The organism is Brevibacterium sp. K11IcPPYGO002 (assembly GCF_050920635.1).
Taxonomy (GTDB): Bacteria; Actinomycetota; Actinomycetes; order Actinomycetales; family Brevibacteriaceae; genus Brevibacterium.
Window position 1 is genome coordinate 2,586,380 of the sequence record NZ_CP131929.1, and the last position, 22,744, is coordinate 2,609,123.

Consider the following 22,744-nt stretch of genomic DNA (forward strand, 5'->3'; position numbering starts at 1 on the left):
TGAGAATCGTTCCATGAGCTCTCACCCGGCGGAACCTCACCGAGCGCACGACGCAGACTCCACGGCCACCTCGGCGAGGGTTGCCCGTCGGCTCAGCCCCGACGGTCGCCTCATCGGACTCGATGTCGCCCGCGGGATCGCTCTCTTGGCGATGATGGTCACGCACATCTTCGCGCTCGGCGACGAGACGGGGATGCCGACCTGGGCAGCGATCTTCGCCGGGCGCGCCTCGGCGCTGTTCGCAGTCCTCGCCGGCTGCTCTCTGGTGCTCTCGACCCGGTCACGGATGGCGGAATCGGGCCGCTTGCGCGATGCGGCGCCGAGCGTGCTCATCCGGGCGGCGGCCATCGTCCTCATCGGGCTGTGCCTCGGGTCGATCTCCGGACTGCTCGCGGTCATCCTCGTCAACTACGGGATCATGTTCGCGCTTGCGCTGTTCTTCCTGCGTCTGCGGGCCGGTGCGCTGTTCGCGATCGCCGGAGTCTGGATGGTCGTCTCCCCGATCGTGTCGATGTGGGTGCGCTCGACATTCCTCCTCGAACCGAGCTACCTGCCGATGGGATTCTTCGACCTGGCAACACCAGGGACGATGCTCACCGACCTGTTCCTCACCGGCTATTACCCGGTGCTGCAGTGGCTGTCATACATTCTGCTCGGCATGGCCGTGGCGAAGCTCGACATCGGCCGGCACCTGCGCGCGCTGTTCACGGCCGGACTCGGACTCTACGTCGCCGGTCGCGGTGCCTCGTGGATTCTGCTCAATGTCTTCGGCGGCGATGCCGCGCTCGTGGAGGTGTCGCAGATGTGGGGCACGGACCTCACGGCGGCCCTGTTCACCGGCAGCTACGGGGTGACTCCGGCGACGTCATGGTGGTGGTTGGCGATCGCCGGTCCGCATTCGGGCACGCCGTTCGATCTGCTCTCCACAGGCGGCACCGCGATGATGACGATCGCCGCCTGCCAAGCTGCGGCGATGCTGTTGGGTCGTCGGTCGTGGGTGCTTGCACCGTTGTCGGCGCCGGGGTCGATGCCGTTGAGTGTCTATTCGGCACACGTGGTGCTGTTGGAGATCACGCGGTCGCAGATCGTCGGCAATCCGATGGAGGAGGCCGCGACGACGGGCGAGCAGACGCTCGAGTTTGTCATCCACGCGCTCACGTTCGTGCTGCTGCCGCTGGTGTGGAAGCTGGCCGTCAGCTCACGCGGCCCGCTCGAGGGCGGGATCGCAGCGGTCATTCGGGCGGCGTCGCCGGGGCCTACGCCCCCTGCTTCTGACCGTCCCGGAAGAGACTGATCGACTTGCGCATCGTGGCGCGTGCACGTTTGCGGTCGCCGCTGGCGTCGTAGGCGCACGAGAGCCGGAACCAGGACCGCCAGTCCTCGGGGGCTGCCTCGGCTTCGGCCTGGTACTTCACGAATTCCCTGTCGGCGGCCTCGCGGATGATCTTCCCGCCCGGCGTCCTGGGCAGGTCGTCGACGGGCAGTCCGCCTTCCTCCCCGAGGATGCGCGCGAGCTTCTCCGTACGGGCACCGAAGACGAGTTCGACGATGAGCGTCCATGCGCCGATGACGGGCAGGACGAACAGGGCGATGCCCATGATCGTGGGGATCATCGCGGGTTCGCGCACGAGGATCCACGCCCGCTGGCCCATGAGGACGAAGTAGAAGACGAGGACGACGGAGACGATGATCGCCCCGATCTTGGCCTTCGACATCAGAGGTCGAGCATGTTCTCGAGGCCGTGGATGAGCCCCGTGTAATCGGCGATGGACCGCACGGCGGTGACGATGCCGGGCATGAACGCCGAGGTGGAATGCGAGTCCGTGCGGATGGTCAGGGCTTCGCCGTCGGAGCCGAAGAGGATCTCTTCGTGGGCGTTCATGCCCTGCTGACGGATGGCGTGGACGTGGATTCCGTCGATGACGGCGCCGCGGGCTCCCTGCGGATCGGATTCGGTGGAGTCGGGAACGGCCGGCAGGCCGGCGGCGTTGCGGGCGGCGGCGATGCGCTGGGCCGTGTGGTTCGCCGTGCCGGACGGGGCGTCGAGTTTGCGGGTGTGGTGGATCTCGACGACCTCGGCCGAGTCGAAGTAGGGGGCCGCAAGTTCGGCGAAGCGCATGGCCAGGACGGCACCGATCGAGAAGTTCGGGGCGATGAGCACCGCGGTCTTGGGGTGGTCGTTCAGTGTGTCCTCGAGACGGGCCAGACGGTCGTTGTCCCAGCCGGTGGTGCCGACGACCGTATCGATGCCGTTCTCGACGAGGAAGCGGACATTGTCTTCGGTGGATTTGGGCACGGTGAGTTCGACGGCGACGTCGATGTTCTGCTCAAGCAGGGTCTCCAGCGAGTCGCTGCTGCCCAGGGCTGCGACGAGTTCGAGTCCTTCGGCGTCGTTGATCGCATCGACGGCGTGGGATCCCATCCGACCCTTGGCTCCGATGACGGCTACGCGAATGCTCATATGCTGTGACTCCTTGTGCGATGATCCCTGTGAGAAGTGCCGGTCGGGACGAGGCGAGACGACCGGTAAGATCTCCGCCAGCCAGTCTAGCGACCCTCGGCAGGTCTCTTCACATCCAGTGACCCTCCGAACACTCTTGTTACTACCTGACGGGGGCCCAGCAACCTCGCGCGAGGTTGCTGGGCCCCCGTCGGGTAGTTCTAGCTCGGTCGGAGGGTTGCACTCATTCGGTCACCCTATCCGCAATGGCCAGTCCGACGGCACCTCCACCGGCGCCGGTTTCGCTCCCCAAACAACGTGACGGCGGCCCAGCAACCTCGCGCGAGGTTGCTGGGCCGCCGTCAGGTAGCAATTGGGGTCTCAGCCGAGGAGGAGGCCCTTGGTCTGAGCGACTGCGCGGTCGAAACGTGCGCCGGCGTCGGCCCAGTTGACGATGTTCCACCACGCCTTGACGTAGTCGGGCTTGACGTTCTGGTAGTCGAGGTAGAAGGCGTGCTCCCACATGTCGAGCTGCAGAACCGGGGTGCCGCCGAGCTGGATGTCGGACTGCTGGTCCTTGAGCTGCTCGATGAAGAGGTTCCCGCCGAGCTGGTCGTAGACGAGGACGGCCCAGCCGGAGCCCTGGATCGTGGTGGCCGCGGTGGTGAAGTGCTCGCGGAACTTGTCGAACGAACCGAACTGGTCGTCGATGGCTGCGGCGAGTTCACCGACCGGCTTGTCTCCACCGTCCGGGGACATGTTGTTCCAGAAGATCGAGTGGTTGACGTGACCGCCCAGGTTGAACGCGAGGTCGCGGGTCAGCTTCGGCACATTCGCGAGGTTGCCGGATTCGCGAGCTTCGGCCAGTTGCTGGGCGGCGGTGTTGGCGCCCTTGACGTAGGTGGCGTGGTGCTTGTCGTGGTGCAGCTCCATGATGCGAGCCGAGATGTGCGGCTCAAGAGCGGAGTAGTCGTAGGGCAGTTCCGGAAGTGTGTACTGCTCAGCCATGAGATTCCTCCTGATCAGATTTGATGACCACCACATCGGTGGCTTCATTTCGACCCTATCCCAGGGTCTCATCTCGGACAACAAGGGGATCCGACAACCTATTCCATATGACGCGAGGTGACACCTCGACACCCGTCCGGAAAGACTGACACCCTCACCGAGGCGGCCCCGACGTCAGGCTGCCACCGTCACCTGCGTGCCGGTGACGGTTTCACCCGAGGTTGCGTGAGATGAGCAGCCGCATGATGTCCGAGGTGCCCTCCTCGATCTCCTCGAGCTTGGCATCGCGCATCCACTGCTCAACGGGATGCTCTCGCGAATACCCCCATCCGCCGAGGGTCTGCACGGCCGCCCACGTGCAGAACATCGCCGTTTCCGAGGCGTTCAGCTTCGCCATGGCCGCCGCGGCCGTCATCTGCTGCCGATCCACGGCGTCACCGGCGTCGAGCATCCGCGCCGCATTGAGCACCTGCAGCCACGCCGCATCGATCCGCGAGGACATATCCGCCAGCCGGAACGCCACGGCCTGATGGTCGATGATTCTCGTCCCGAACTGTGTGCGCTCTCGCGCATAGTCACGCGCATATTCGAAGGCCGCCCGTGCCGTGCCGAGCGCCGCAGCCCCGAGCACCACCCGTGAGATGTCGAAGGTGCGCATGAGTCCGTAGAAGCCCTGCCCTTCCTCGCCGAGGCGGCCCGATGTGGGCACGAATGCGTCGGAGAGGAAGATCTCCCGACACACGATGGCCCGCTGTCCCATCTTCTTCATCGGCGCCCCGAACTCCATCCCCTCGGTCTCCCGCGGCAGCAGGAATGCGCTGATCCCGCGCGAACGCTGCGAGGAGTCGGTTTTGGCGAAAACGACGTAGAAGTCGGCGAGCCCCGCGTTCGAGATCCAGGCCTTCTGCCCGTTGAGCATGTACCCGCCGTCGACGGCATCCGCCCGGGTGATGATCGACGCCGAATCCGATCCGGAGCCGGGTTCCGTCGTCGCCAGCGCCGTGATCTTCGGCTCCGGCCCCGTGAGCGGTCGCAGCCACTCCTCCTTCTGCTCCGGCGTGCCCAATGCGAGGATCGGGTCGGCGAAGAAGCCGTTCGAGCACACGAAGTTCCCGATGCCCGGATCCCCGAAGCACAGCTGCTCCTGGACGAGGCATTGGGTGAAGACATCGGTGAATCCGCCGCCGCCGAATTCCTCGGGGATCATGAAGTCGGTGATCCCGAGCTTCGCGGCGGCGGTGAAGATGTCGACGGGCGATTCGGTGTCGGCTTCGTCGACGCGGCGACCGGCCGGTCGGATCGTGTCGTGAGCGAATCCGCGCACGAGGTCGAGGATGTCGTGCTGTTCATCGGTCAGCGGCCACGGTGTGTAGTTCATCGGTTCTCCTTCGCATTGTCAGTGGAGGTCGGGCGCCCCATTGCGCCCGACTGACGTCCCTCGTCCCCTATCAGTCGAGCATGTCCGCTCCGGCCCGGGAATCCTCGGTGATGTGGATGAGTGTCGGACCATTTGCTGCTTCCGCCTCGGTGAGAGCGGCCAGCAGCGCATCTGCCCCGTCGACATGGACCCCGCGCGCCCCCATCGCCTGCGCCAGCGCCGGGAAGTCCGGTCCGGTCAGCCTCACCCCGGACGGGGTGTCCCCGCGGTCGTCCATCTCGTTGCGGATCTCCCCGTACCCGCCGTTGTCGACGATGATGAGGCTCATCCGCACGCCTGCCTGGACGGCTGCGGCGAGTTCGGCGATCGTGAACATCGATCCCCCGTCGCCTTCGACCGCGACCACTCTGGCCCGTGGAGCAGCGAGTTTCGCACCGATTCCGGCGGGCAGACCGAAGCCGAGCGTGCCCGCCCCTGCCGGGTAGAGGAACCGGTCACCGGGGCGAGCTTTCCATCCGGTCTGCACCCCGTAGTAGCAGGCCATCGTCGAGTCCGCCGCGACGATGAGCGGAGAGTCGTCGGTCTCCGCGAACGCGGTGAGCGCCGTCGAGAGATCGGCCCAGGGGCGGCCGTCGGATTCCATCGCCGAGGCGGCCCTTGCTTTCCAGCCGGCCCTCCAGTCCCGTGCGGCGAAGGTCGCGGACTCCGTCCGCAGCACGGACATCCGCTCGTTCAATGCCGCAGTCGCGTCCTTCGCGGCGGCGAGGATCGGATGGCTGACGTCAGCGTTCGTGAGCATCTGCACCTCGTCGATGTCGATGCGCACAACGGTGTCGGGCAGCGGCAGCGGTTCCGGCCAGAAGTCGCTGGGGGCCAGTTCGGTGCCGATCGCGATGACCGCATCGGCATCGCCCGTGAGCTCGGGGAGCAGTTCGAGGACCCCGATGGCGCCGATGGTGGTCTCGGCGCGGTCATCGACGAGTCCCTTCGCATTCGACGACAGGACGATTCCCGCTCCGAGCGTCTCCGCCAACGCTGCGACCTCCTCTCCTGCTCCGTGAGCTCCGGCGCCGGCGATGATGAGCGGTCGCGTCGAACCGGCGATCGCCTCGGCGGCGGCATCGATCGCTGAGGGCACGGGAGCCGGCAGTGCCCGGGTCACGGACGGGTGGCGTGTTCCGGGGCCGGCGGCTTCGATGAGATCGAGCGGGATCTCGATTGCGGCCGGACGGGTCCGCCCCGAACGCATCGCCGACAGTGTCTGCCCCACCGCCAGCGACACCTCGCCGGGGCTCGTGACCCGCATGACCTCGGTGAGGACGGCTGACAGGGCCGCGGACTGATCGCGGACCTCATGGAGGAGCCCGTTGCCGCGGCCGGGGTGGGTCAGCGGCATGCCCGGCGTGATGAGGAGGACGGGTACGGAGTCGGTGAAGGACTGCAGCAGTGCGGTGAGCGCATTGAGCGCGGCCGGTCCGGTGGTCGTGACGACGACCTGCACCTCGCCGGTGACGCGGGCGGCGCCGTCGGCCATATAGCCCGCGCCCTGTTCGTGGCGGGGTGAGACGATGTCGATTCCGGCGGCACTCAGCTGCGCGAAGATCTCGAGGTTGTGGGTGCCGGGGATACCGAAGACACGGGTGATCCCTTCGGCCTGGAGTGCGCGAGCCAGATGCGCCCCGCCGGTGATGGTCGTCTGGTCCATTCTCAGTCCTCGCTGTTCGGGTTCTCTGCTGACACGTAGGCTGCTGACACGTTCTCCGCTGGCGGGTTGTCCGTCGTCACGACGAGTGCGTCGACAGCCAGGGCGCCGTCCGGGGCGACTCGCACTGGGTTGATCTCGATTTCGGCGATGGCGTTGTTCCCGGCCACCAGTCGGGACACCGCGACGATGACCTCGGCCAGGGCGTCGATGTCCGCGGCGGGCCTGCCCCGCCATCCGGTGAGCAGCCGCGAGCAGCTCAGCCGCGCGATCATGTCGACGGCTTCGGTGTGGGTGACGGGGGCGAGTTCGAGCCACGTATCGGCGAAGAGTTCGGTCTCCGTCCCGCCGGCGGCGACGATGACGAGCGGCCCGAAGTTCTCGTCCTGCCGACCCCCGACGAGGATCTCGACGACATGGTCACGTGTGTCCATCTCCTCGAGGATGTACTCACCCTCGCCGAGGCGGCCCACCATGTCCGCATACGCCGTTTCGACCGCGTGGAGGTCGTTCAGCCCCAGCGCGATGCCCCCGACCTCGGTCTTGTGGGCAGGCCATCCGGCCTTGAGCGCGAACGGTGGATTGAGTCCGGAATCCGGGACCGCCTCGGCGGGTGCACGGGTCTCCCCCGGGCCCACGCTGCCCACGGTCACAGCGGCAGGGACGGGAATCCCCGCGTCCTCGATCACCGCTCGGGCAGCGGCGTATCCGGCGCCCCACGGGGTGACGGGGCCGGTGAGTTCGAGTGATTCGGTGAGCCGGCCCGAATGGGCGGCGTAGAAGCCGGCGCGGGCGAGCACGCGCATGGCCGCTTCGATGGAGGTGCAGACGGGGACGCCGAGCTCCCAGAGTCGGGTGACGGCCGGCGAGGATGCGCTCATCGAGTGGACGATGACGGGTTTCTTCGCCTCGGCGACGAGGTCACCCAACCGGTCGACGACGGCCAGTTCCCGGTCGATGAGGTCGGGGACGTCCTCGCCGTAGCAGCCGAAGTATCCGGACAGGACGACGGCGTCGATGTCCGCGTCGGCCAGCAGCACCTCGGCGAGGTCCGCGTAGACGTCGAGGTTCTTCTCCCCTGCGCCGTCGAGGTCGATGGGGTTGTCGATGTGGTCGGCGTCGGTGAGGATTCCGGCGGCACGTTGTCGCGTGGTCGGGGTCAGCTCGGTGACATTGAGACCCCAGCTCTCGGCCGTGTCGGCGGCGATCGCTCCCTGCCCGCCGGAGTCGGAGAGCACACCGATGCGCGGGCCGTTCGGCAACCAGGCCGAGGCGAAGAATCCGGCGAGTTCGACGAGCTGGCCGGGGGTGGTCAGGCGAATGGAGCCGGCGGCCCGGCAGGCGGCGTCGATGGTGTCCATGGCCGTGGTCATCGACCCGGTGTGGGATCGTGCCAGTCGCGCTCCTGCACTGGAGGCTCCGGTGGTCAGGATCATCGTCGGCTTCCCGGCGGCGCGCAGGGCTTTGAGGGCCGAGACGAGGGTGCCGCCGCCGGTGAAGGATTCGAGGTAGAGCGCGACCTGAGCGGTGGCGGGGTCGTCGACGAGGGTGGTGAGCACCTCGGCGGCGCGGACGTCGGATTGGCCGCCGATCGACGCGAACCGGGAGATGCCGAGTCCGCTGCGGGCCGCGAGGGTGGCGATCTCCGTGCCGAGCTGTCCGCTCTGGGTGACCACGGCGAGACTTCCGGGGGTGAAATTGCCCCAGGCCAGGAGCAGATCAGCGTGTGAGTCGACGAGCCCTAAGGAGTTCGGGCCGATGAGGCGGCCGCCGGCTTCACGGATCGTGGCAGCCAATGCGTCGGCGTCGGGGACGCGGGCAGAGATGATGAGGAAGGCGCGCACTCCGTTCTCGAGTGCTTCGGCGACGACTCCCGCGACGGTCGGGCCGGGCACGGAGATGACGAGCAGCTCCGGGGTCTCCGGCAGGTCGCTGAGGCGGGCGAATGTCGGCCGACCCTGGATCGAGGCGGCTGTGGCGTTGATGAGGTAGACGCGGCGGCGCTCGGATCCGCGCAGGGCTCCGGCGGCGAGCCAGAAACCCCATTTGCTGGAATCGTTCGAGGCCCCGAGGACGGCGACGCTGCCGGGATCGAAGAACGCGTCCATGTCGCTAGCTTTCCAGCGCCGAGGCGGGGGCGGCGGTGTTTTCGGCAGAGGCCGCGTGGAGCGCGGCGAGGTTCGCATCGACCTTCGCCTGGGCTGCCGCCCGGGGGCTGATGCCCTGGTCGCGGGCGGCGATGAGGACTTCGGCGGTGAGGTCGCGCAGGGTGGTGGTGACGATGGTGCGACTGTCGTCCCAACTGCCGTCGACGTCGCCGAAGGTCACCCACCACCACCAGGCGTTCGTCGCCGAGTTCGCGAGGAAGTCCGGGATGATGGTGACGCCGCGGGCCAGCAGCGTCTCTTCGGCTGCGGGCAGGACGGGCATGTTCGCGGCCTCGACGATGAGTGAGGCGGTGATGCGGTCGCAGTTGTCCGGCGTGATCGAGTAGCTCACCGCAGCAGGGATCAGGACGTCGGCGTCGGCGGCGAGCCAGTCGTCACGATCGCCGACGTGGTCCTCGGGGCGCAGTGCTGCGCGATCGATGCCGCCGAACTGGTCGCGGGTGGTCAGCAGCGCTTCGACGTCGAGTCCCGCGGGGTTGGTGACGAATCCGTCGGCATCGGCGATGCCGACGATGCGCAGTCCCGCCTCGGCGAGGTAGCGGGCGGTGGCTCCGCCCATGGAGCCGAATCCCTGGATGACGGCTGTGGATTCGCCGGGGTCGCGGCCGGCGTCGTGCAGGGCGGTGAGCACCGAGGTGGCCACGCCGAGGCCGCCGACGAGTTCGTCCTGGGCGAGGCCGTCGACGATGGTGGAGAACGCCTTGTCCGCGCGGGCTTCGACGGCGGCCGGATCGTCGACGAGCTTGTCGACGGCGGACAGTCCTGAGCCGAGTGCGCGGCGGTCGAGGATCTCGTCGATGTCGTCCTGGCGGACACCGAGGTCTTCGCCGAGAGCCCAGTAGGCGTGCATGATCGGATTGATGTCGACGAGGAAGCGTTCGAGGACGTCCTTGGCTCCGGGTGCGCGGGGGTCGAAGTCGATGCCACCCTTGGCACCGCCGACGGGCACATAGTGTCGTCCCTCGCGGAGGTGGATGGCTTCCTTGCGGGTCATCCCCTGGGCGAGTCCGCGCACTTCGTCGAGCGAGCAGCCCTTGCGCATGCGCAGTCCGCCGGACGCGGTGCCGCGCACGAGGGTGTCGATGACGACATAGCCTGCCGCGCCGGTGACAGAGTCCTGCCAGGTGATGTCCATGAACATGGGACCTCCACGAGAGTCGGGAGCAGATGACGTCCAAGCCTTACTGAATCGCTATTCAGTAACGTGTACGACTCAATTCTGACGGCGCGATGCCCACCACGTCAAGGGGCGTGCTCACCCGAGTTCGCGGCGGAGGAAGTCGTCGACCCAGGCACCCGGTTGCCCGGAATCGACGGCCTGCGAATTGACCATCACCTGGATCGCCAGACCGTCGAGGAAGGCCAGTACCCGGGTCGCACACGCCTCAGTGCCACCGTCCGGGGCCGAGCATTCGCCTGCCGCGATGGCCTCGTCCATGAGGCCCACGAGGATCGACTTCCACTCCTGGTCGAGAGCGGCGAATGTCGACCGCAGAGCGTCGTCGACGAGTCCGGCCGACCAGCCGTCGATCCAGATCTTCCAGCTGCGCGAGGACCCGCGGGGCAGGTACCAGCCGACGACGTCCCGCAATCGCTGGAGAGCCGAAGCACTCCCCCTCGCCGAGGCAGCCCCGGCTGCCAGTTCCCTGGCGTGGTCGATGTCCTGGCGCCCGGCGAAGTCGAAGGCCTCGGCCACGAGGGCTTCCTTCGTCTCGAAGTGGTAGATGACGAGGCTGGCGCTCAAACCCAGACGGGCAGCGACGTCGGAGACGCGCAGCCCGCGCAGACCCGTCGCCTCGATCTCCTCGACCGTGGCCGCCAGGATCTCCTCCCGACGGACCGCTGCGTTCTTCCTCGCCATCTCGCCTGTCCCCTCTACGTTCCTGCTGACGGGCGTCCCGCGTCCGACGGCCGAAGCCCTGGACACGGCAACGCGCTCAGGGCAGTTCGACCTCGGCAGCCGGTCCGACCAGAGCCAGAGCCTTGGGCCGCGACAGCAGCCGACCGGCCATCTCGCTGACGTCCTCGGCCGTGACCGAGCGGACACGTTCGATGAGGTCCATCGGCGATTCGAGCGGCAGCCCGAAGATCTCCGACCGCGCGAGACGGTTCATCCGCGCCGCAGAGGACTCGAGACCGAGCACCATCGAGCCTGAGAGCTGGGACACGATCTCGTCGAGCTCGAACTGGCTCGGCGTCTCCTGCGCCAACCGGTCCCATTCGCTCATGGCCAGGTCGACGACGGCCTGAGCGTTCTCGGCCGTACAGCCGGCGTAGATGCCGAAGGTGCCGGTATCCGTGAACTGACTGGCCACACAGTTCACGGCATAGGCCAGTCCACGCTCCTCGCGCACGCTCTGGAACAGCCGCGACGACATCCCGCCGCCGAGCATGGTCAGCATGACCGAGTAGATGAACCGGTCGTCATGGCCTTCTTCCAGACCTTCGCAGCCGAGCATGATGCCCAGCTGTTCGATGTCCTTGACCGTATGCGACTTCCCGGAGTGGAACTCAGGACGCACCCGGGCGGCCCCACCGAGGTGCGAGCCTTTCGCCACCGAGGCGGCCCCGCCGTCCGCGTCGCCGGTGCCCACCGAGTCCCCACCGTGAATGCCGTTCCCCGCACCCGACCAGACATCGGCACGGGACCCGAGCCCCGCCTCGGCGAGGGCATCCTCAACCATCGCGAGGACCTCTTCATGGGTCGCACCACCTGCGGCGGCGATGACCAGGCGAGGCGGAATGTACGTCGACTGATAGTGGTCGATGACCGTGTGGTGGCCGAGCACGCGGATCTGATCCTTCGTCGCCCCCACGGGCCGGGCCAGCGGATGCGTGCCGAAGACCAGGGAATCGAAGTCGTCGAAGAGGACGTCCCCGGGATCATCGGCGGACATGGCGAGCTCTTCGATGATGACTCCGCGCTCGCGTTCGAACTCCTCGGTATCGAGCTGGGAGTTCGAGACCATGTCGACGAGCAGCCCGGTGATGTTCGGCAGGTCCGTGACCAGGCACCGGGAGTAGTAGCAGGTGAGCTCCTTGGCGGTGATCGCATTCGAATCCCCGCCGGTGCGGTCGAAGGCCGCGGCGATGGACTTCGCATCCCTCGACCCGGTGCCCTTGAACAGCATGTGTTCGAGGAAATGCGTCGAGCCGGCGGTCTCGGCGGATTCGTCGCGGGACCCGGCGGCGACCCAGATCCCGATCGTCTCCGAGGCCAGGCCCGGCATGTGTTCGGTGGTCAGCGTCAAACCACCGGGGAGGACAGACCGATCGATTCGGCTGCCCTCCCCGGTGTGCGAACTCTTCAGTATCAGTTGTCTGATCCCTCTTCGTCCGACTTCTCGTCTTCGTCGGTGACCGGAGCCAGCGAGAGCTTGCCGCGGTCATCGATCTTCGTGATCTCGACCTGGACCTTCTGGCCCACGCCGACGACGTCCTCGACATCCTCGACGCGCTTGCCGTCGTTGAGCTTACGCAGCTCGGAGATGTGCAGCAGGCCGTCCTTGCCCGGGGTCAGTGAGACGAATGCGCCGAAGCTCATCGTCTTGACCACGGTGCCCAGGTAGCGTTCGCCGACCTCGGGAACCTGCGGGTTCGCGATCGCGTTGATCATCGAGCGGGCGGCCTCGGCGGCCGGTCCGTCCGTGGCACCGATGAGGACGGTTCCGTCGTCTTCGATGCTGATGTCCGCGCCGGTGTCCTCCTGGATCTGGTTGATCATCTTGCCCTTGGGCCCGATGACCTCACCGATCTTGTCGACGGGGATGTTCACGGAGATGATCCGCGGTGCCGTCGGTGCCATCTCGGCCGGGGCGTCGATGGCCTCAGCGATGACGTCGAGGATGACCATGCGTGCTTCGCGGGCCTGCTTGAGTGCGGCACCGAGCACCGAGGCGGGAAGGCCGTCGAGCTTGGTGTCGAGCTGGATCGCGGTGACGAAGTCACGCGTACCGGCGACCTTGAAGTCCATATCGCCGAAGGCATCTTCGGCACCGAGGATGTCGGTCAGAGCCGCGTACGCGGTCTGTTCACCCTGGTCGGTGGAGATGACATCGGAGACGAGTCCCATGGCGATGCCGGCGACGGGCGCCTGCAGCGGCACACCGGCCGAGAGCATGGCCAGCGTCGAGGCGCAGACCGAACCCATCGAGGTCGAACCGTTCGAACCGAGGGCCTCGGAGACCTCGCGGATCGCGTACGGGAAGTCCTCACGCTTGGGCAGAACGGGCACGAGGGCACGCTCGGCCAGTGCTCCGTGGCCGATCTCGCGGCGCTTCGGGCTGCCCACACGACCGGTCTCACCGACCGAATAGGGCGGGAAGTTGTAGTGGTGCATGTAGCGCTTCGAAGTCTCGGGTGAGAGCGAGTCGATCGTCTGCTCGAGTTTGAGCATGTTGAGCGTGGTGATACCCAGGATCTGGGTCTCGCCGCGTTCGAAGATGGCCGAACCGTGCACGCGCGGGATGACGTTGGTCTCGGCGGTGAGCGGACGGATGTCCTTGAGTCCACGACCGTCGATGCGGACCTGCTCGGTGAGGATGCGCTTGCGCACGACCTGCTTGGTCAGTGCGTTGAGCGCGTTCGCGATCTCCTTCTCACGACCTTCGAAGCGCTCGCCGAGCTTCTCGAAGAGCTCGTCGAGGAGGACGGCGCCGGCGGCTTCGCGCTCCTGCTTGTCGGCGATTGTGAAGTTCTCGGTCTGCTTCGCCTCGGCGAGTTCCTTCACGGCCTCGTAGACGTCGTCCTCGTAGTCGCGGAAGACGGGGAATTCGACGGTCGGCTTCGCGGCACGATCGGCGAGTTCGGACTGCGCGCGGCAGAGCTCGGCGATGAACGGCTTCGCGGCTTCGAGACCTTCGGACACGACCTCCTCGGTGGGGGCCTGAGCGCCGGTCTTGATCTTGTCGATGGCGTTGTCGGTGGCTTCGGCCTCGACCATCATGATGGCGACGTCGTCACCGACCACGCGACCGGCGACGACCATGTTGAACACGGCGTCCTGAAGTTGCGAATGGTTCGGGAACGCGACCCACTGGCCGTCGATGAGCGCGATGCGCACACCGCCGATGGGGCCGGAGAACGGCAGACCGGACAGCTGGGTCGACATCGAAGCGGCGTTGATGGCCAGGGCGTCGTAGATGTGGTCGGGGTTGACCGACATCACGGTGACGACGACCTGGACCTCGTTGCGCAGGCCCTTGACGAAGGACGGGCGCAGCGGGCGGTCGATGAGGCGGCAGGTGAGGATCGCGTCGGTCGAGGGGCGTCCCTCGCGACGGAAGAACGAGCCGGGGATGCGGCCGGCGGCGTACATGCGCTCTTCGACGTCGACGGTCAGGGGGAAGAAGTCGAAGCCCTCACGGGGGTTCTTTCCGGCCGAGGTGGCCGAGAACAGCATGGTGTCGTCGTCGAGGTAGGCGACGGCGGAGCCGGCGGCCTGCTGGGCCAGCCGACCGGTTTCGAAGCGAATGGTGTGTTTGCCGAAGCTGCCGTTGTCGATATGGGCAACGGCGGATTCAGGGTTGAGTCCCACGTAGTCTCCTAGTTTGTGCCGGTGCGCGGCGGTCATCGCACGATCTGCAGCGCTCGAGGGTGGTCCCTCGACGCCACGAGGCAGCGCACTGCGTTGCGCAGTGCGAGACCCCGCGCCCTTCCGGCGGGATATTGGCAGTGGACGATGCATGGATCCACGCCGGTCATCGATCGGGGCCCACGGAACCGGTGTCGGCAGCCGCTTGCATCTGCAAGTCGGTGTCGGCGCGCATTCCTCCGGAGGCCACTACCGAAGACCGAAACGTCCATGGCATGTGCGTCCACGCATGAGTCTACCGCAGAAGCACGAAAGCGCCCCACCGAGAGGTGGGACGCTTCCGAACTGTTCGACACGATCCGATCAGACGGGGCTGATCAGCAGAGTCGAATCAGCGGCGCAGGCCGAGGCGCTTGATGAGCGAACGGTAACGCTCGATGTCGACGTTCTGCAGGTACTTGAGCATGCGGCGACGCTGGCCGACGAGCAGCAGCAGGCCACGACGCGAGTGGTGGTCGTGCTTGTGATCCTTGAAGTGCTCGGTCAGGTCGGTGATCCGGCGGGTCAGCAGTGCAACCTGGACCTCGGGAGAACCGGTGTCGCCCTCATGAGTTGCATATTCCTTGATGATCTCTTGCTTCACAGCGGTATCGAGAGCCATGGAGTTCTCCTTCGTGTCGTTGCGCGGCGCAGGGACCTGAAGTCACTGCACTATGGGACCGCGGCCGGTGAAAACGGCAGAGATCAGCTTATCAGGTATGCAGGACTTCGCGCACATCGGCGATGTCCTCATGCATCTGCACGACGAGGTCGTCCATCCCGGTGAACGCGACCTGCCCGCGGATGCGGGAGACGAATTCGAGAGTCATCTCACGGTCGTAGACGTCGAATTCGCCGAATTCCTTGTCGAGCACGTACGCCTCGACCCGTCGGACCTGCCCCTGGAAGGTCGGGTTCGTGCCCACGGAGATCGCTGCCGGGTACGCTTGGTCCTCACCGTTAAACGTCGCCCATCCGGCATAGACGCCGTCGGCGGGGACGAGCCCGTCGGGATTCTCGGAGAGGTTCGCCGTCGGGAATCCCAGGTCGCGTCCGCGGGCATCACCGTGGACGACGGTGCCGTGAAGTGCATGGTAGCGGCCGAGCTGATCGGCCACCTCGGCGACATCACCGGCGGTGAGCTGTTCCCGGATCCGGGAGGACGAATACCGGCCCCCGCGCCCGACCTCGTCGATCGTCTCGGTTCGGAAGCCGAATTTCTCGCCGAGGCTGCGCAGGGTCTCGATCGTGCCTTCGTTGTCACGCCCGAAGCGGACGTCGTCGCCGACGACGACGATCTTCGCGTGCAGGGCTTCGACGAAATATCTGCGCACGAACTCCTCGGCCGACTGGGCGGCGAAGTCGAGGTCGTAGGGCTGGATGAGGAGGCCGTCGATTCCGGTGGCGGCGATGAGCTCGGCGCGCTGCCGGGTCGAGGTGATCATCACGGTCGGGTCATCGGGGCGGTGGACCGTGCGCGGGTGCGGGTCGAAGGTCATCGCGATCGAGCGCAGGCCCTCCTGCCTGGCCAGGGCGGCGACGGCGGCAAGGACCGTCTGGTGTCCGCGGTGCACGCCGTCGAAGTTGCCGAGGGTGACGACGGTGCCGACAGTGTCGACCTCGACCTCACCGAGTCCGTGATACAGCTCCACCAGACATTCGCTCCTTCCGTGCACCGATTCAGATTATCGCAGACATCTTCCGCCTCCTAACCCGGACCTCGCCGAGGCGGGGAAGACCCGGGAGACCCCGGTCAGGCCACGATCGCCCAGCCGATGACGCCGAGGAGGGAGGCCAGGGCGATGGAGACGAAGGTGCCGATGATGAACCGCTCCCCCGCTGCCGCCGAGGATTTGATCTCCGCGAAGCGACCGAGTCCTTTGACCGCGATGACCACGGCCATGAGTTCGGGCCGTCCGAGCACGATGGCTCCGGCGATGAGTGCACGCTCGACGATGCCGATCCACAGTCCGCCGCGCAGGACTTCGACATCCTCGGCCCCGGTCCGTTCGTGCTTGGTTCCCGGACCCGAATGGGTCAGGCGAAGGAGGAGCGGCACGAGCGGCCAGCCGATGAGCGCCGCGACGAAGGCGGCGGCGATGGCGACGAGCACCTCAGTCCACATGTGCGGCCCCTTCCGACAGGCCTCGTTGGAGGCGGTCGAGGTGATACCGAGCCAGGTGCTCGGCGCCGGAGACGATGTCGGCGGGACCGGCCGACAGCACGCGGGAGACGGCCTGCTGGGAGACGTCGAACTCCGCGGCGATCTCGGCCTGAGTCGCGTCGGGGTGGTCGAGGCGGTATCCGACGTAGCCGCGGGAGTGGCTGCGCAGCTCGGTCAGCGTGCTGATGAGAAGGCGCAGGGCCGCCTCCGCCAGGCCGCGATGGTCACTGTCCGGGTCGGCACTCACGACGAGGTGGGCAGGTGCGGACTTCGCCGCCTCGACCGCTTGACGGGCGGCATAGAACGCCGCTCCCCTGCCCTCGGCGGTGGTCTCGGGCAGGGGCCGCTCGACCTCGCCGATTCCGATCCCGATATGCCAGCCGGCGTCGATGCCGATGCGGCGGACCGCCTCGGCGACGGCATCAGGGTCGTCGAGAACCCCTTGGACCTCGTCACCGATGGTGCGGGCGAAGGGGACGATCGCCTCGATCGGCGAGAGCACCTCGAGGATTCGGGGCACCGCGTCGGCGTGTGAGCGCGAGTCCTGCTGGTCGATGGTCAAGACGAACATAGGACAAGTAGATCAGATGACACCGAGAGATACAAGCATTTTGATTGTATTCATCCAATACAACATTGTTCGTTGTTTCAGTGGATCAGCCGGGTCCCGTTCAGGCGAGGTCGATGGCGAAGGCGGTCAGTGACTTCAGACCGCCGCTGCGACGCACTTCGGCCACGGAGACGAGCGCATCGTCGCAGACGACGGCAACCTCCCGGCTTCCCGAGTCGTCGGCGTCGGGGTCGGCATGCCAGTCGCCAGCCGGAACAGTCTTACCCTGCATGAGCGCCCTGGCCCGACCGGCGTCGACGGTGACGACCGGCAGCAGGGTGCGGGCCGCCCCGGCGAGGGAGATGAGAGCAGGCGCGGGAACGTCGAGGTCCTCGGGCAGGGTCACGGCCTGGTCGATGTGGAAATCGCCGACGCGCGTCCGCCTGAGCGCGGTGAGGTGGCCGAAGACGCCGAGGTCGGTGCCGATATCGCGGGCCAGGGCGCGCACATACGTCCCGGAGGAACAGTCGACTTCGACATCGACGTCGATGTGCCCTTCTTCAGCGGCGAAGCGGAGGTCGATGATCTGAAACTCCGAGACTTCGACACGACGGGCCTTGAGTTCGACGTCCTCGCCGGCACGGACGCGAGCGTAGGAGCGCTTGCCGTCGACCTTGATCGCCGAGACGGCACTGGGCACCTGATCGATGGGACCGCGCAGCTTGGCCACGGCGGCTTCGATGGCCGCGGTGTCGACACGGGCGAGGTCGGCCGGGTCGGCGAAGCGATCGGGGTCGGAGTCCGCATCATCGGTGGGGGTCGACGACCCCAGACGGATGGTGGCGAAATAGGTCTTCGAGACCCCGGTGATATAGGTGAGCAGCTTGGTGCCGCGGCCGAGGCCGAGGACGAGCACGCCCGTGGCCATCGGGTCGAGAGTGCCGGCGTGGCCGACCTTCTTCGTCCCGAACCAGCGGCGGATACGGGAGACCACACCGTGGGAGCTCAGCCCCTGCGGCTTGTCGCAGACGAGGACGCCCTGTGGGGAAGAATCGCTCACTGGGTCCGACGATCAGTTGAAGGACGCGTGCACGTGGTCGAAGTGGTTGGCGGTCGCGTCTCCGCGGTCCTCCATGCCCTTCCAGCCCTGTCCGGGCATCCAGATGCGCTGCTTCCAGATGACGTACTTGACGTTGAGGGCGCCCTGGTTCTGGATGAGGTAGTCGGCGATGCGGTCGCCGGTGGAGCCGGTGATCATGATGTCGACGGCTTCTCCGGTGTTGTGGTCCGAACCGGTGCCGGGTCGACGTCCGCCGTAGGTCTTGACCTCGGGGAACTTCGCGCAGACGGCACGGTAGCCGTTGACGGCGTTCGGCAGCAGACCGGACTCGATCGACGACGACACACTGCAGGGCGGAGCCGAGGTGTCCGAGGAGGTGCCGCCGCCGGAGGACTTCTCATCGCCCGACTTCTCATCGGAGGACGAATCGTCGCTCTTCTTCTCAGCGGCCGAGGATTCGGCGGTCGGCTCCGGCTTCGGCGGAGCCTTGACCTCGAGGTCGGTCTTCGAGGTCTTGTTCTTGTACTTCGGGTCGTCCTTGACCTTCTCCAGGTACTCTTCGCCGGCCTTCTTGCGTTCGGCGTCGAGCTCCTTCTGGCTCGGAGTCGAGGCAGTGGTCGACTCCTCCGGAGTCGTCGATGCTGCCTCGGTGGTGACGTTGCCGGACTCGGGCGGTCCCATGACGACGGTCGAACCGACGACGGCGGCGGTCGCGGCTGCCGGGACGGCGATCGCGGCGACGACGGGACGCTGCTTGACAGTCGCCAGCACGGAAGTCGCCGAGGACGGCGCATTCGCTGCGCGTCGGCCGGCGGGGCGCTTGCCGGGAGCCAGGTCCCGGATCAGCTGCTTCGCGAACGACGGCTTCGGTGAGGAGTGCTTACCCAATGCAGAATTCCCTTAACAGAGTCGTAATCATTTCGTTACCGCAAAAAGTCTACGACATCTCGGAAAGATAACAAAACTGTTACGAGAACTTTTTTTCGCGACGTGACGAAGCTCAAATCCGACCCTCGGCCGACGTTCTGCCGCTCCCCCCGATGACCAGGAGCGATGATCTGGCCAGCCGGATGCAGCGATCACTCCTCGTCGGCGTCGTCGGTCTTCTTGTACGGGTCGGATTCACCTGCATGCTGCGCGTTCTTGGCCAGCCCGGCCACGCGGGCATCGTCGGCGGCGGCCTGAGCGAGCAGTCCGTCGAGACGGGCGGCCGCCTCGGGGACGGCATCGGCGATGAATTCGAGACTCGGGGTCAGACGGATCGTCAGTCCCTTGCCGACCTCGGAGCGGATGAACCCCTTGGCGGACTCGAGGGCATGACCGGTGCCGACGAGGTCCTGGTCGTCGCCGTAGACGGTGTAGAAGATGGTGGCGTGCTGCAGATCGCCGGTCACGCGCACATCGGTGACGGTGACGAAGCCGAGGCGGGGGTCCTTGAGCTTGCGCTCGATGGTGCTGGCGACGATGACCTTGATCTGGTCGGCGATCTTGCGGGCCCGTGTCGAGTCTGCCATGGTACGTGTCCTTCTGTTCGGGGCCGGAACAACTCTTCCGGCCCTATATTAGCGGTGGAATCGAACCGGCTCCGGCCGGTCCCCCGTTCGGGGGCCGACCGGAGCCGTCGACTCACGGTGTCAGTCCCATCCGTCTCCTCGGGTGCGCTGCTGCGCTCCGATCAGGCGGATGTGACTCGCGCGGCGACCGATCAGTCGCGCGGCTTCTCCTGCATCTCGAAGGTCTCGATGATATCGCCGACGCGCAGGTCGTTGAACTTGCCGAGTCCGATACCGCACTCGTAGCCCTCGCGGACCTCGGTCGCATCGTCCTTGAACCGGCGCAGCGATTCGATGTGGACGTTGTCGCCGATGACGATTCCGTCGCGGGTGACGCGAGCGGTCGAGTTCCGCTTGATGAGGCCGTCGCGGACGATCGAACCGGCGATGTTGCCGAACTTCGACGAGCGGAAGACCTCGCGGATCTCCGCAGTACCGGTCTGGACCTCTTCGTACTCGGGCTTGAGCATGCCCTTGAGCGAGGACTCGATGTCGTCGATCGCCTGGTAGATGACCGAGTAGTAGCGGACGTCGACGCCTTCGCGGTCGGCCAGGTCGCGAGCCTTCGCTTCCGGACGGACGTTGAAGCCGAGGACGATCGCGTTGTCGACCGTGGCCAGGTTGATGTCGTTCTCCGTGATCGCACCGACGCCGCGGTGGATGATCCGCAGGTCGACGTCGTCGCCCACATCGATCTTGAGCAGCGAATCCTCGAGTGCTTCGACGGCACCGGAGACGTCACCCTTGAGGATGAGGTTGAGCATGTCGACCTTGCCCTCGGCCAGAGCCTTCGTGAAGTCTTCGAGGCTGATGCGCTTGCGACCGCGAGCCTGAGCGGCGTTGCGCTCGATGGCGTCACGCTTCTCAGCGATCTGACGGGCCGTGCGATCGTCGTCGGTGGAGATGAACGAATCACCGGCACGCGGGACGGACGACAGACCGAGCACCTGCACGGGGCGGGAGGGTCCGGCCTCCTCGACGACGTTGCCGTTCTCATCGAACATCGCACGTACACGTCCGTAGGCGGTGCCGCAGACGATGGCGTCGCCCTGACGCAGGGTGCCCGACTCGACGAGGACGGTGGCAACCGCACCGCGGCCCTTGTCCAGCTTGGCTTCGATCGCGATGCCGCGAGCGGACTTGTCGGGGTTCGCCCGCAGGTCCAGCGCAGCATCGGTCGTCAGCAGCACGGACTCGAGCAGCTGGTCGATGCCCTCGCGCTTGAGCGCGGAGATCGGCACGAACATGGTCTCGCCGCCGTATTCCTCGGCCACGAGGTTGTACTCGGTCAGCTGCTGCATGACCTTGGCGGGGTTGGCGCCGTCCTTGTCGACCTTGTTCACGGCCACGACGATCGGCACGTCGGCCGCCTGAGCGTGGTTGAGAGCTTCGATCGTCTGCGGCATCACGCCGTCGTCGGCGGCGACCACGAGGATCGCGAGGTCCGTCGACTTCGCACCACGGGCACGCATGGCGGTGAACGCCTCGTGACCGGGGGTGTCGAGGAAGGTGAGCTTGCGCTCCTGGCCCTCGTGGTCGACCTCGACCTGGTAGGCACCGATGTGCTGGGTGATTCCGCCGGCCTCGCGGGAAGCGACATTGGCCGAGCGGATCGCATCGAGCAGCTTGGTCTTACCGTGGTCGACGTGACCCATGACGGTGATGACCGGCGGACGTGCCTGCAGGTCTTCATCGTCTTCTTCTGCGGCTTCGGCGTCGAGGTCGATGTCGAAGGTCTCCAGCAGCTCACGGTCTTCGTCTTCGGGCGAGACTATCTCGATCTTGTAGCCGAGCTCTTCGCCGAGGACCTCGAAGGTCGCCTCGTCGAGGGACTGGGTGATCGTGGCCATCTCACCGAGGTGGAAGAGCACGGTCACGAGGTTCGTCGGATCGGTGTTGATCTTCTCGGCGAAGTCGGCCAGCGAGGAGCCGCGACGCAGACGCAGCGGAGTGTTGCCGTCTCCGCGCGGAACGGTGACGCCACCGACCGACGGAGCCTGCATCTGCTCGAGCTCTGCGCGCTTCGCCCGCTTCGACTTGCGTCCCTTCTGACGGGGACCGCCGCCGCGGCCGAATGCACCCTGTGTGCTTCCGCGACCGCGACCTGAACCACGACCACCTGGACCGCCGCCGGGTCCGCGACGAGGACCGCCGGGAGCGCCGCCCGGTGCACCGGGTGCACCGCCGGGCGCATTTCCGCGTCCGCCGCCGCGACCGCGGCCGGGAGCGGGCTTGTTCAGCGCCGAGTTCTTCAGCATCGACGGGTTCGGGCGAGGTGCGCCCGGGCGTGGTGCCGGACGCGGGCCGCCGGAGGTCTCGTCACCGCCGGAGCGCTGCTTCTGACCGGGCTTCGGCATTCCCTGCGAGGGGGCGAACGGGTTGTTGCCGGGGCGTCCGCCCTGGCCGCCCTGGCCTCCCTGACCGCCGGAGCGACCGCCGGACTTGGGTCCGCGGCCGGGCTTCGGCATTCCCTGCGAGGAGGCGAAGGGGTTGTTGCCGGGACGTCCGGCACCGCGGCCGCCGGGCTTCGCCGCACCCGGCTTGGGTGCTCCGGGCTTCGGGGCGCCGGGCTTGGGCGCGGCAGACGGCTTCGGGGCGCCGGGCTTCGGCGCCGAGGAGGCAGCCGGCTTAGCCGCGGGAGCCTCGGTCGGCTCGGCGGCCTTCGGAGCGGCCGGCTTGGCGCCGGGCTTCGGTGCGGACTTCGCAGCGGGGGCGGCATCCTCGGCGGGGGCCGATTTCGCCGAGCCGGCAGACTTCGCAGCATCCGGCTTGGCAGCCGACTTCGCGGTGGGCTTGGGTGCGGGTTTCGCACCGGGCTTCGGGGCTCCGGGCTTCGCGGCCGGCTTGGCGGCCTTCTTCGCGCCGGTCGACTTCCCACCGTCGGCGGAAGCGGAATCGGCGAATGCCTCCTTCACGCGGCGCACGACGGGCGCTTCGAGCGTCGAAGAGGCGGAGCGAACGAATTCGCCCATGTCCTGGAGCTTTTCGAGGACGTTCTTACTTGTTGTGCCGAGCTCTTTCGCGAGCTCATGGACACGGGGCTTTGCCACAGTTCTCCTGTCCGGGTTCTTTCCCGGTCAGGAAAGAACCTCATCAATGAAGAGCAGTACTCATTTCACTGCTCTCTCGAATTCCGTCTGGGTGTCATC

19 protein-coding genes are annotated in these 22,744 nt (G+C 66.8%); 1 reads left to right on the forward strand and 18 read right to left on the reverse strand.

Annotation, left to right across the window (positions count from 1 at the left end; translation table 11 throughout):
- Nucleotides 1-13 precede the first annotated feature (13 nt).
- Nucleotides 14-1,294: a heparan-alpha-glucosaminide N-acetyltransferase domain-containing protein gene (locus tag QYM46_RS11720; RefSeq protein WP_432789068.1), complete on the forward strand. Its 1,281-nt coding sequence runs from the start codon at nt 14-16 to the stop codon at nt 1,292-1,294.
- Here QYM46_RS11720 and QYM46_RS11725 read toward each other — a convergent pair.
- The 18 genes from QYM46_RS11725 to infB all read right to left on the reverse strand — a co-directional run bounded on the left by QYM46_RS11725 (nt 1,257) and on the right by infB (nt 22,645).
- On the reverse strand, nt 1,257-1,715 hold the full coding sequence (locus tag QYM46_RS11725; RefSeq protein ID WP_127364576.1) for a tetratricopeptide repeat protein: 459 nt from the start codon (nt 1,713-1,715) through the stop codon (nt 1,257-1,259). The genes QYM46_RS11720 and QYM46_RS11725 overlap by 38 nt on opposite strands.
- Complete coding sequence (gene dapB / locus QYM46_RS11730) at nt 1,715-2,461, reverse strand: 4-hydroxy-tetrahydrodipicolinate reductase (RefSeq protein WP_432789070.1); 747 nt, start codon at nt 2,459-2,461, stop codon at nt 1,715-1,717. Before dapB ends, QYM46_RS11725 begins: the two co-directional genes overlap by 1 nt.
- A gap of 360 nt (nt 2,462-2,821) precedes the next feature.
- Nucleotides 2,822-3,448 carry a superoxide dismutase gene (locus QYM46_RS11735; protein ID WP_101553700.1) on the reverse strand — a complete coding sequence of 209 codons (627 nt, stop codon included), beginning with the start codon at nt 3,446-3,448 and terminating at the stop codon, nt 2,822-2,824.
- Between the two features lie 211 nt (nt 3,449-3,659).
- Nucleotides 3,660-4,826 (reverse strand): acyl-CoA dehydrogenase family protein, encoded by a 1,167-nt coding sequence (locus QYM46_RS11740; RefSeq protein WP_432789071.1) that lies wholly within the window; start codon nt 4,824-4,826, stop codon nt 3,660-3,662.
- A gap of 70 nt (nt 4,827-4,896) precedes the next feature.
- Entirely contained in the window at nt 4,897-6,531 is a 1,635-nt protein-coding gene (locus tag QYM46_RS11745) for a thiamine pyrophosphate-binding protein (protein WP_169252645.1), read from the reverse strand.
- 2 nt (nt 6,532-6,533) lie between these two features.
- Nucleotides 6,534-8,636 carry an acetate--CoA ligase family protein gene (locus tag QYM46_RS11750; protein WP_432789072.1) on the reverse strand — a complete coding sequence of 701 codons (2,103 nt, stop codon included), beginning with the start codon at nt 8,634-8,636 and terminating at the stop codon, nt 6,534-6,536.
- 4 nt (nt 8,637-8,640) lie between these two features.
- Entirely contained in the window at nt 8,641-9,837 is a 1,197-nt protein-coding gene (locus QYM46_RS11755; protein ID WP_432789073.1) for a Glu/Leu/Phe/Val dehydrogenase dimerization domain-containing protein, read from the reverse strand.
- 114 nt (nt 9,838-9,951) lie between these two features.
- A complete protein-coding gene (locus QYM46_RS11760) occupies nt 9,952-10,557 on the reverse strand; it encodes a TetR/AcrR family transcriptional regulator (protein ID WP_432789074.1) in 606 nt (201 codons plus the stop codon).
- 76 nt (nt 10,558-10,633) lie between these two features.
- The gene (locus QYM46_RS11765) at nt 10,634-11,947 is read right to left on the reverse strand and encodes a M16 family metallopeptidase (RefSeq protein WP_432789075.1); all 1,314 of its coding nucleotides are present in this window, start codon (nt 11,945-11,947) and stop codon (nt 10,634-10,636) included.
- Nucleotides 11,948-12,009: 62 nt separating this feature from the next.
- Complete coding sequence (locus QYM46_RS11770; protein WP_432789076.1) at nt 12,010-14,232, reverse strand: polyribonucleotide nucleotidyltransferase; 2,223 nt, start codon at nt 14,230-14,232, stop codon at nt 12,010-12,012.
- Nucleotides 14,233-14,620: 388 nt separating this feature from the next.
- Nucleotides 14,621-14,890, reverse strand: coding sequence for a 30S ribosomal protein S15 (gene rpsO / locus QYM46_RS11775; protein WP_169252650.1), 270 nt, complete (start codon nt 14,888-14,890; stop codon nt 14,621-14,623).
- A 91-nt stretch (nt 14,891-14,981) separates the two neighbouring features.
- Nucleotides 14,982-15,920, reverse strand: a complete 939-nt coding sequence (locus QYM46_RS11780) for a bifunctional riboflavin kinase/FAD synthetase (RefSeq protein ID WP_432789077.1) — start codon at nt 15,918-15,920, stop codon at nt 14,982-14,984.
- Nucleotides 15,921-16,021: 101 nt separating this feature from the next.
- Complete coding sequence (locus tag QYM46_RS11785; RefSeq protein ID WP_432789078.1) at nt 16,022-16,393, reverse strand: hypothetical protein; 372 nt, start codon at nt 16,391-16,393, stop codon at nt 16,022-16,024.
- Entirely contained in the window at nt 16,383-17,003 is a 621-nt protein-coding gene (locus QYM46_RS11790; RefSeq protein WP_432789079.1) for a hypothetical protein, read from the reverse strand. The genes QYM46_RS11785 and QYM46_RS11790 overlap by 11 nt, the downstream gene beginning before the upstream one ends.
- A 100-nt stretch (nt 17,004-17,103) precedes the next feature.
- On the reverse strand, nt 17,104-18,042 hold the full coding sequence (gene truB / locus QYM46_RS11795; protein WP_432789080.1) for a tRNA pseudouridine(55) synthase TruB: 939 nt from the start codon (nt 18,040-18,042) through the stop codon (nt 17,104-17,106).
- 12 nt (nt 18,043-18,054) lie between these two features.
- Nucleotides 18,055-18,930 carry a ligand-binding protein SH3 gene (locus QYM46_RS11800; RefSeq protein WP_432789081.1) on the reverse strand — a complete coding sequence of 292 codons (876 nt, stop codon included), beginning with the start codon at nt 18,928-18,930 and terminating at the stop codon, nt 18,055-18,057.
- Nucleotides 18,931-19,121: 191 nt separating this feature from the next.
- Nucleotides 19,122-19,556 (reverse strand): 30S ribosome-binding factor RbfA, encoded by a 435-nt coding sequence (gene rbfA / locus QYM46_RS11805; RefSeq protein ID WP_169252656.1) that lies wholly within the window; start codon nt 19,554-19,556, stop codon nt 19,122-19,124.
- 191 nt (nt 19,557-19,747) lie between these two features.
- Nucleotides 19,748-22,645, reverse strand: coding sequence for a translation initiation factor IF-2 (infB, locus tag QYM46_RS11810; RefSeq protein ID WP_432789082.1), 2,898 nt, complete (start codon nt 22,643-22,645; stop codon nt 19,748-19,750).
- Between the last annotated feature and the right edge of the window lie 99 nt (nt 22,646-22,744).

What these genes read in the sequence shown, in the direction of transcription:
- dapB (WP_432789070.1), bottom strand. Translation starts at nt 2,461, where the DNA reads ATGAGCATTCGCGTAGCCGTCATCGGAGCCAAGGGTCGGATGGGATCC.
- QYM46_RS11760 (WP_432789074.1), bottom strand. Translation starts at nt 10,557, where the DNA reads ATGGCGAGGAAGAACGCAGCGGTCCGTCGGGAGGAGATCCTGGCGGCC.
- QYM46_RS11785 (WP_432789078.1), bottom strand. Translation starts at nt 16,393, where the DNA reads ATGTGGACTGAGGTGCTCGTCGCCATCGCCGCCGCCTTCGTCGCGGCG.
- QYM46_RS11750 (WP_432789072.1), bottom strand. Translation starts at nt 8,636, where the DNA reads ATGGACGCGTTCTTCGATCCCGGCAGCGTCGCCGTCCTCGGGGCCTCG.
- QYM46_RS11745 (WP_169252645.1), bottom strand. Translation starts at nt 6,531, where the DNA reads ATGGACCAGACGACCATCACCGGCGGGGCGCATCTGGCTCGCGCACTC.
- rpsO (WP_169252650.1), bottom strand. Translation starts at nt 14,890, where the DNA reads ATGGCTCTCGATACCGCTGTGAAGCAAGAGATCATCAAGGAATATGCA.
- QYM46_RS11755 (WP_432789073.1), bottom strand. Translation starts at nt 9,837, where the DNA reads ATGTTCATGGACATCACCTGGCAGGACTCTGTCACCGGCGCGGCAGGC.
- rbfA (WP_169252656.1), bottom strand. Translation starts at nt 19,556, where the DNA reads ATGGCAGACTCGACACGGGCCCGCAAGATCGCCGACCAGATCAAGGTC.
- QYM46_RS11725 (WP_127364576.1), bottom strand. Translation starts at nt 1,715, where the DNA reads ATGTCGAAGGCCAAGATCGGGGCGATCATCGTCTCCGTCGTCCTCGTC.
- QYM46_RS11740 (WP_432789071.1), bottom strand. Translation starts at nt 4,826, where the DNA reads ATGAACTACACACCGTGGCCGCTGACCGATGAACAGCACGACATCCTC.
- QYM46_RS11790 (WP_432789079.1), bottom strand. Translation starts at nt 17,003, where the DNA reads ATGTTCGTCTTGACCATCGACCAGCAGGACTCGCGCTCACACGCCGAC.
- QYM46_RS11735 (WP_101553700.1), bottom strand. Translation starts at nt 3,448, where the DNA reads ATGGCTGAGCAGTACACACTTCCGGAACTGCCCTACGACTACTCCGCT.
- QYM46_RS11720 (WP_432789068.1), top strand. Translation starts at nt 14, where the DNA reads ATGAGCTCTCACCCGGCGGAACCTCACCGAGCGCACGACGCAGACTCC.